Origin of the sequence: uncultured Brevundimonas sp. (assembly GCF_947305955.1) — a bacterium.
Lineage (GTDB): Bacteria > Pseudomonadota > Alphaproteobacteria > Caulobacterales > Caulobacteraceae > Brevundimonas.
In genome coordinates this window covers 1-7773 of record NZ_CAMZFB010000075.1, presented here as the reverse complement: position 1 = coordinate 7773, position 7773 = coordinate 1, and the positions used below count along the sequence as shown (strand labels likewise).

Genomic DNA, 7773 nt, shown 5'->3' with positions numbered 1-7773 from the left:
AGTCGTGCCGCGTGGCCAAGGCGCAGGAATCGCCATTTCGATGGTCGCAGCCTTCTTTATTTTTAGACATCGCTTCCCTGACGAATGGGGCGGCGAAATAGGTCTATTTCTCGTGTTGTGCGTGATCGTTCTCTCCACAACATGGAGTCGCGCCTCGGCGAAATTAGCCCCCGAGATCATCAAAGAAAAACCGCCGGAGGTTTAACCTCCGGCGGTTTTGACTTCTAAGCCCTAGGCTTAGTCCCAGTTGAGGACGACCTTGCCGGACTGGCCGGACTTCATCGCCTCGAAGCCTTCGCGGAACTCGCTGTAGTGCATCTGGTGGGTGATCAGCGGGGTCAGGTCCAGACCCGCCTTCAATAGGCCCAGCATCTTGCGCCACGTCGTGAACATCTCGCGGCCATAGACGCCCTTGATGTTGATGGCTTTCAGGATGATCTGGCCCCAGTCGGTTTCAACCGGACGGGCCGGAATGCCCAGCAGCGCCAGACCGCCACCCATAATCAGGGTGTCCACGCATTGCTTGAACGCGATGGGCGAGCCGGACATTTCCAACGCCACGTCGAAACCGACCTTGAGGCCCAGTTCCTTCATCACGTCGTGCAGGTCTTCACGGGTGGTGTTTACGGTGCGAACGCCCGGCACGACCTTTTGCGCCAGTTCCAGACGGAAGTCGTTGATGTCGGTCAGCACCACGGTACGCGCACCGGCGTGACGGGCCACAGCGGCAGCCATGACACCGATCGGGCCTGCGCCCGTAACCAGCACGTCCTCGCCCAGCAGATCGAACTGCTGTGCGGTGTGAACGGCATTGCCGAACGGGTCGAGGATGGAGCCGATCTCATACGGCACGTCATCCGGCAGCTCGATTACGTTGAAGGCCGGAGCCACGACATATTCGGCAAAGCAGCCCTGACGGTTCACACCGATGCCGCGCGTGTGCGGGTCGAGGTGGAAATGACCGGCGCGGGCGGCTTCGGAGTTCAGATCGATGACGTGACCCTCGGCCGAGACGCGTTGGCCGATTTTCAGCGGGCGATCCACCTCGGCACCGATGGCGACGATGTCACCGGCGAACTCGTGGCCGGTGATCATCGGAACAGGCACGTTCTTTTGCGACCACTCGTCCCAGTTCCAGATGTGGATGTCGGTGCCGCAAACGGCGGTGCGGCGTACTTTGATCAGCACATCTTCCGGTCCCATTTGCGGGATCGGGGCGGTGATCTGTTCAAGACCTTCGGCGGGCTGGGTCTTGGCCAGCGCCTGCATGGTGCCGGTGGGGATGGTGCCGATCATTGAATGACTCCCAGTTCCTTACCCGCTTGGGTGAAGGCTTCGACCGCACGGTCGATTTGTTCAAAGGTATGGGCCGCCGACATTTGCGTGCGGATACGCGCCGCGCCGCGCGGCACGACAGGGAAGCTAAAGCCGATCACATAGACGCCCAGTTCCAGCAGACGGGCCGCCATGTCCTGCGCCAGCTTGGCATCGCCCAGCATGACTGGAATGATCGGATGCTCGCCCGGCAGCAGGTCGAAACCGGCCTCGGCCATCTTGGTGCGGAAACGCTGGGCGTTGGCGAACAACTGGTCGCGCAGCTTGTCGCCCTCTTCGCCTGCCGCGATGCGGATGGCTTCCAGCGACGAGCCGCAGACCGACGGGGCCAGAGCATTCGAGAACAGGTAGGGACGGGCGCGCTGCTTCAGCAGGGCCACGACATTGGCATTGGCGCAGATGAAACCACCCATCGCCCCGCCCAGCGCCTTGCCGAAGGTACCGGTGACGAAATCGACCTTCACGCCGTTGTGCGCGAACGAGCCTCGCCCCTTCGGACCAAGGAAGCCCGTGGCATGGCAGTCATCGACCATGATCAGGGCTTGGTACTGGTCAGCCAGCTTACGGATTTCATCCAGCTTGCCGATATAGCCGTCCATCGAAAACGCACCATCGGTTGCGATGATGATATCGCGGGCACCGTCCGCACGGGCCTGTTTCAGTTGCGCCTCAAGGTCTGCCATGTCCGAGTTGGCGAAGCGATAGCGCTTGGCCTTGCACAGGCGCACGCCGTCGATGATCGAGGCGTGGTTCAGGCTGTCCGAGACAATCGCGTCCTCGGCCCCGAACAGAGGCTCGAAGATGCCGCCATTGGCGTCGAACGCGGCGGCGAACAGGATGGTGTCCTCAAAGCCGAGATAGTCGGCAATGGCCCGCTCCAGTTCCTTGTGGATTTCCAGCGTGCCGCAGATGAAGCGGACCGATGCGGTACCCGCACCCCACTTTTCCTGCGCCTTGATACCGGCTTGGGTGACGCGCTCGTCACCGGCAAGGCCCAGATAGTTGTTCGCGCAGAAGTTCAGCACGTCGCGGCCATTGACCGAGATAACCGGCCCTTGGCGCGAGGCGATCACGCGCTCGGGCTTGGTCAGGCCCTGTGCGTCGATATCAGCCAGTTCGGCCGAAACACGTTCGTAGAATGCAGGATTCGCAGATTGGGTCATATTTGCTCGCTACGATGAATTTCGGCGTGATTAAACCCCTTTTATCGCGGGGTCTTAGGCTGAGTATTCCCCTGTTCTGTGACGTTCGTAAAGGGCGACACGGTGACCTTGCCGCCGCAGGCCTCGATATCGACCGGCAGGGTCGGCAGACCGCCACCGCCCGGCGCGACGAGGTTCCAGCCCCTGACCTTGGGACAGACCTTCTCGCCCGCCGCCTCATTGGGGATGACCGACCACCCCAGATAGAATTGGGCCTTGTCACCGGATTTCAGCTCCACCCGATCACTCCCCTCCTCCGACACGAAATAGCTGTCGGTGGTTTGCTCGACCTTCAGGGCGCTGGACTTGTCTTGCAGCGGTGTCAGCTGCGGCCATTTCGGCAACAGGCATCCGGTCGCGCCCTTGACGGTCAGCGTCACCAGTTGGTTCCGGTGGCCCATGCCCGCATCCGTCTCGCCCAGCTCGGCTTCCAGCTGATCGGCGCGGCACGACGTCAGCGTCGGCGCCGGAGCCGCCGTGTTGGTCGTGCGTGAACACTGGATGATGTTGCCGTCCTCACGGACCAGCTCGCCCGTCTCGCGATTGCCCTCGGTCACCACGTGCCAGCGGATGGCACCTGAGGTGTAAAGCACACCGCGCTCGGCGGGCTTTCCGGTCAGGGTCAGCGTCTCGCCGTCCGCCGTGATGCGGGCCGTGCCGCCGGCTTCATAGGTCACCGCGATGGTCTGACCGCGTCCGCACGAATATTCCTGTGACGCAGCCTGAGAGATGGCGGATTCCAGATCCAGCCCCCCGCCATCGCCCGTCGGTGCGGGCTGCTGCTGGCAGGCCGCCAGAACGGGAAGGATAAGAGCCAGTTTTGCGACGCGCATGGATGCGACCCCATTATAATACGGGCCGTCAGGCGACCCTTTCGTGATTAACGCGACACAGGCCCGCAGGCTCCTGACATTAAATCCCTGTAACGGGTTGCGAGGTGATATTTTATAACATATCAAAATCGCCATCAGGTTCAGTGGTGGTTTTGATGACGTCCAAATCTTTTTTGTTTTCCGTCTCCGTCTTCGCCCTGTGCGCCAGCGCAGCACAGGCCCAGTCGCAATCGAATGATCCCCACAATCACGATGTGACCGAGGTGGACGAAGTTGTGGTGCGCGCCCTTCCTCTGGGCCGCAGCGGCGATGACATCGCCTCGCACGTCTCCCTGCTCAGCGGTGATGATCTGGTTCACCGCCGCACCTCCAGCCTTGGCGACACGCTCAGCAGCCTGCCGGGGGTGAACTCGGACGCTTTCGGTGGCGGGGCCAGCCGCCCTGTCGTGCGCGGCCAGACCAGCCCGCGCGTCAAGGTCCTGAGCGAAGGTGCCGCCCTGATCGACGCCTCGGAAGTCTCGCCAGACCACGCCGTCTCGGGCGAGCCGCTGCTGCTGGACGGTGTTGAAATCCTGCGCGGTCCGTCAGCCCTGCTTTATGGCGGTGGCGCTATCGGCGGCGCAGTGAACCTGCTGGACCGCAAAATCCCCACCCGCGTTCCCGTCAACGGTGGCGAGGGTGTGCTCGAATACCGTCACGGCAGCGTCGACAACGAGGACGCCGGTGTCGCGGGCCTGACCGTCGGCAAGGGCCAGTTCGCCCTGCGTCTGGAAGCCGTCGCCCGCCGCTCGGACGACTATCGCATCCCCGACAGCGACGAGAAGCGCCTCGACGGCAGCTATAACAACACCTTCACCGGCACCATCGGTGCCTCTTGGATTGGCGAGCGCGGCTATCTGGGTGCCGCCTATACCGAACAGAACAGCACCTATGGTCTGTCGGGCCACAGCGAAGAGTTCGCCTCGTGCCACCCGCACGGCACCTCGCTGCATTGCGGCGGCCACGGCCACGATGATGACGACGACGACCATGGTCACGATCACGACCATGGTCACGATCACGACCATGATCACGACCACGGCGTGCCCGAAGTGCGTCTGCACAGCCAGCGCTGGGACCTGCGCGGCGAGTTGACCGACGTGATGCCGGGGATCGAGCGTATCCGCCTGCGCGCCGGCCACACCGACTATCAGCATCGCGAGATCGAAGAAGGTGAAACCCTGACCACCTTCTCCAACCGTGGCTATGACGGCCGTCTGGAAGTCCAACACAGCGAGTGGAACGGCCTGCGTGGCGTCGGCGGCATTCAGGTCAGCAAGTCGGACTTCAGCGCCGTGGGCGAGGAAGCCTATCTGAAACCGACCGAGACCAAGTCCACCGGCCTGTTCCTGATGGAAGAATACGAGGTTGGCCTGTGGCACCTCGAGGCGGCCGTCCGCAAGGAATGGGTCGACACCGCCGTAATCAACGGCACCGCTGTCGATCACGATCCGCTGTCGCTGTCCGCTTCGGCCCTTTGGCATTTCAGCCCCAGCTACAGCGCCTCTGTCTCGCTGGCCCGCTCGCAGCGTGCCCCGACGGCACAGGAACTGTTCGCACGCGGCGTCCACATGGCGACCAACACCTATGAGTTGGGCACCGACACGCTGGATCTGGAAACGGCCCGCTCGCTGGAAGTCACCCTGCGCAAGCGCAACGGTCGCATCACCGGCTCGCTGAGCGGCTATCTGTATGACTATCAGGACTACATCTTCGCCGACACGCTGGACCAGCATGAAGACTTCCGCCTGATCCGCTATACCCAGGCTGACGCCACCTTTACGGGCCTTGAGGCGGAGGTAACCGCCGAACTGACGCCGTGGCTCAGCGGTACGGTTTACGGCGACTATGTGCGTGCCAAGCTGGAGGACGGCGATAACCTGCCGCGCATTCCGGCGGGACGTCTGGGCGGTCGCCTGCAGGCCGAGCACGGTCCGTGGTCGGGTGAAATCGACTATACCCGCGTCTTCGAACAGACCCGCGTTGCCGAATACGAAGACCACACTCCGGGCTATAATCTGCTGAGCGCCACCGTCTCCTATGGCTTTGACATTGGCGAGACGGCCGATGCCGAACTCTATCTGCGCGGCAGCAACCTGCTGGATGAAAAGGCATGGAGCCATGCCTCCTTCCTCGGCGAACGTGCGCCAATGCGCGGTCGCGGCGTGACCGCAGGGGTGCGCCTGCGCTTCTGATCCACGTAGTCAGCGCCCAATAAAAATGGGGGACGAATTCCGACGGAATTCGTCCCCTTTTTGCGTTGAAGGCGAATGAAGATGGCCAAGATTTCCAACCGGACAGGAACATTACGGTTCAGACGCGGTTCACCCTTGCAACTGTAAACGTGACGCCAATCCGGTTCACACCACCTCCCCGATTCAGGCTGAAGATCCCTCAGATATGTCGCCAGTTACCCTCCTTCTTGCTCTTGCATCCGTTGCGACGGATGCCGGTACCCCGCCCGCGATCCAGCAGGTTCCCGAACCGGCCCACGCTCCGATCCAGGAGTCGTCCCAGACCATCGACGAGAACACCTATGACCTCGGCACCATCGAGGCTGTAACGACCTCGCGTCGCGGCGCGGCTCTTGGCGGCTATGAGCCCGAGGCGGTTCTGGATGCCGAAACCCTGAAGGCCTATGGCGCAGGCACGATTGAAGAGCTGCTGACCCTGCTGGAGCCGCTGACCCGTTCGGCACGCGGTGGCTCGCCGGTCTTCCTCGTCAACGGTCGCCGCATCTCGGGCTTCCAGGAAATCCGCGGCATTCCGCCCGAAGCCATCGAGCGCACCGAAATCCTGCCGGAAGAAACCGCCCTGTCGTACGGCTATACCGCCGACCAGCGCGTGGTGAATTTCGTGCTGAAGGAAAACTTCCGCTCGGTCGCCGTGCAGGGTCAGGTCAAGCGCCCGTTCGAGGGTGGCCGCACCCAGAGCGAGCTGGAAACCAATATCGTCCGCATCGGCGGCACACAGCGCTGGACTCTGGACCTCGAATATCAGGCCGACAGCCCGCTTTATGAAACCGAGCGCGATATCCAGCGCGAGATCGCGGGCATCGGTGCAACGCCGGAAGAACTGGTCGCCTATCAAACCCTGAACCCGCGCCGTCGCGGCTATGAGGTCAGCGGTTCGTACAAGCGCGATCTGGAGAACGGCATCGGCCTGACCTTCAGCGGCAATGTGCAGCAGAACAACCGCCTGTCCTATCTGGGTCTGCCGGGTGTTTCGGTCACCCTGCCCGCTTCCAGCCCCTTCTCGCCCTATGCCGACGATGTACGCGTCCAGCGCTTCCTCGGCTCGGCTGGCCCGCTTTCGCGTGACAGCGACAGCCTGACGGCCAACATCAACGCCCTTGCCGACGGCTATTTCGGTGACTGGCGCTGGACGGTCAGTGGCGGCGTCAAGCGCAGCGAGACCGACACCACCACCATGCGCGGCCTGAACACCACCGCGTTCAACGCAGGCGTGTTGAACGGCACGGTTGATCCGTTCGGGGACCTGTCGGTCCTGCCGCTTAATCCGAATGACGAGTCGAAGTCGATCAACACCTCGGCCAATGTCGAGGGCGTGATCAACGGTGCCCTGTGGCAGGCCCCTGCCGGTGCGCTGAACGCCACCTTCAAGGCGGGCTTCGACACCCAGAAGCAGGAAGCTGAAAACCTGCGCAACGGCGTCTATTCCGAGCGCAGCCTGTCGCGTGACCGTTTCAGCGCGTCCGGTAACTTCAACATGCCGCTGTTCAGCCGCGACATGGAAGGCATCGGCAAGCTGGGCGACCTGTCGGCCAACCTGAACGTCCAGCTGGAAGACCTGTCGGACTTCGGCGGCCTGAACAAGTGGAGCCTCGGCCTCAACTATTCGCCGATCGACTCTCTGACCTTCACCGCCTCCTATGCCGATGAACAGTCGGCCCCGTCGATGGCCCAGCTGAACGACCCAACCTTGGTCACCCCGAACGTGCCGGTCTATGACTTCGCCACCGGCCAGAGCGTGATCATCAACCGTCTGGAAGGCGGTAACCAGGGCCTGTCGGCCGAAGACAAGTCGATCCTGCGTCTGGGCGTCAACTGGACGCCGCTGAAGGACAAGGACCTGCGCTTCACGGCCAACTACACCCGTACCGAGACGGATGGCGTGATCGCCTCCTTCCCGACCATCACGCCGGACCTCGAAGCGGCCCTGCCGGAACGCTTTACCCGCGACATTGCCGGCAACCTGATCGAGATCGACGCCCGTCCGCTGAACTTCGACAACAGCCTCAAGGAAGAAATCCGCTGGGGTCTGAACTTCTCGACGCCGTTCGGCAAACCCAATGCAGCGGCCATGGCCCGTCAGGGCGGTGAAGGCCGTCCACCGATGGGTGG

Annotated in this window: 6 protein-coding genes; 3 read left to right on the top strand and 3 right to left on the bottom strand. The window is 62.6% G+C overall.

The genetic code is table 11. The features are described 5' to 3' along the window. The coding region (locus Q0Y42_RS13610) for a hypothetical protein (protein WP_297804809.1) at positions 1-205 on the top strand (205 nt) is incomplete at its 5' end. A gap of 32 nt (positions 206-237) precedes the next feature. Here Q0Y42_RS13610 and tdh read toward each other — a convergent pair. Genes tdh through Q0Y42_RS13595 form a run of 3 tightly spaced genes read right to left on the bottom strand, consistent with a single transcriptional unit; the run spans position 238 to position 3370 of the window. After that, positions 238-1269 (bottom strand): L-threonine 3-dehydrogenase, encoded by a 1032-nt coding sequence (tdh, locus tag Q0Y42_RS13605; protein ID WP_366108488.1) that lies wholly within the window; start codon positions 1267-1269, stop codon positions 238-240. A 23-nt stretch (positions 1270-1292) separates the two neighbouring features. Further along, on the bottom strand, positions 1293-2498 hold the full coding sequence (locus tag Q0Y42_RS13600) for a glycine C-acetyltransferase (RefSeq protein WP_297804803.1): 1206 nt from the start codon (positions 2496-2498) through the stop codon (positions 1293-1295). Between the two features lie 41 nt (positions 2499-2539). Then, positions 2540-3370 (bottom strand): DUF4232 domain-containing protein, encoded by an 831-nt coding sequence (locus Q0Y42_RS13595; RefSeq protein ID WP_297804800.1) that lies wholly within the window; start codon positions 3368-3370, stop codon positions 2540-2542. Between the two features lie 155 nt (positions 3371-3525). Here Q0Y42_RS13595 and Q0Y42_RS13590 point away from each other — a divergent pair, with 155 nt between their 5' ends. Then, a complete protein-coding gene (locus Q0Y42_RS13590) occupies positions 3526-5604 on the top strand; it encodes a TonB-dependent receptor (protein ID WP_297804798.1) in 2079 nt (692 codons plus the stop codon). A 205-nt stretch (positions 5605-5809) separates the two neighbouring features. Then, positions 5810-7773 (top strand): TonB-dependent receptor (locus tag Q0Y42_RS13585; RefSeq protein WP_297804795.1); only part of this gene is annotated, 1964 nt, incomplete at its 3' end.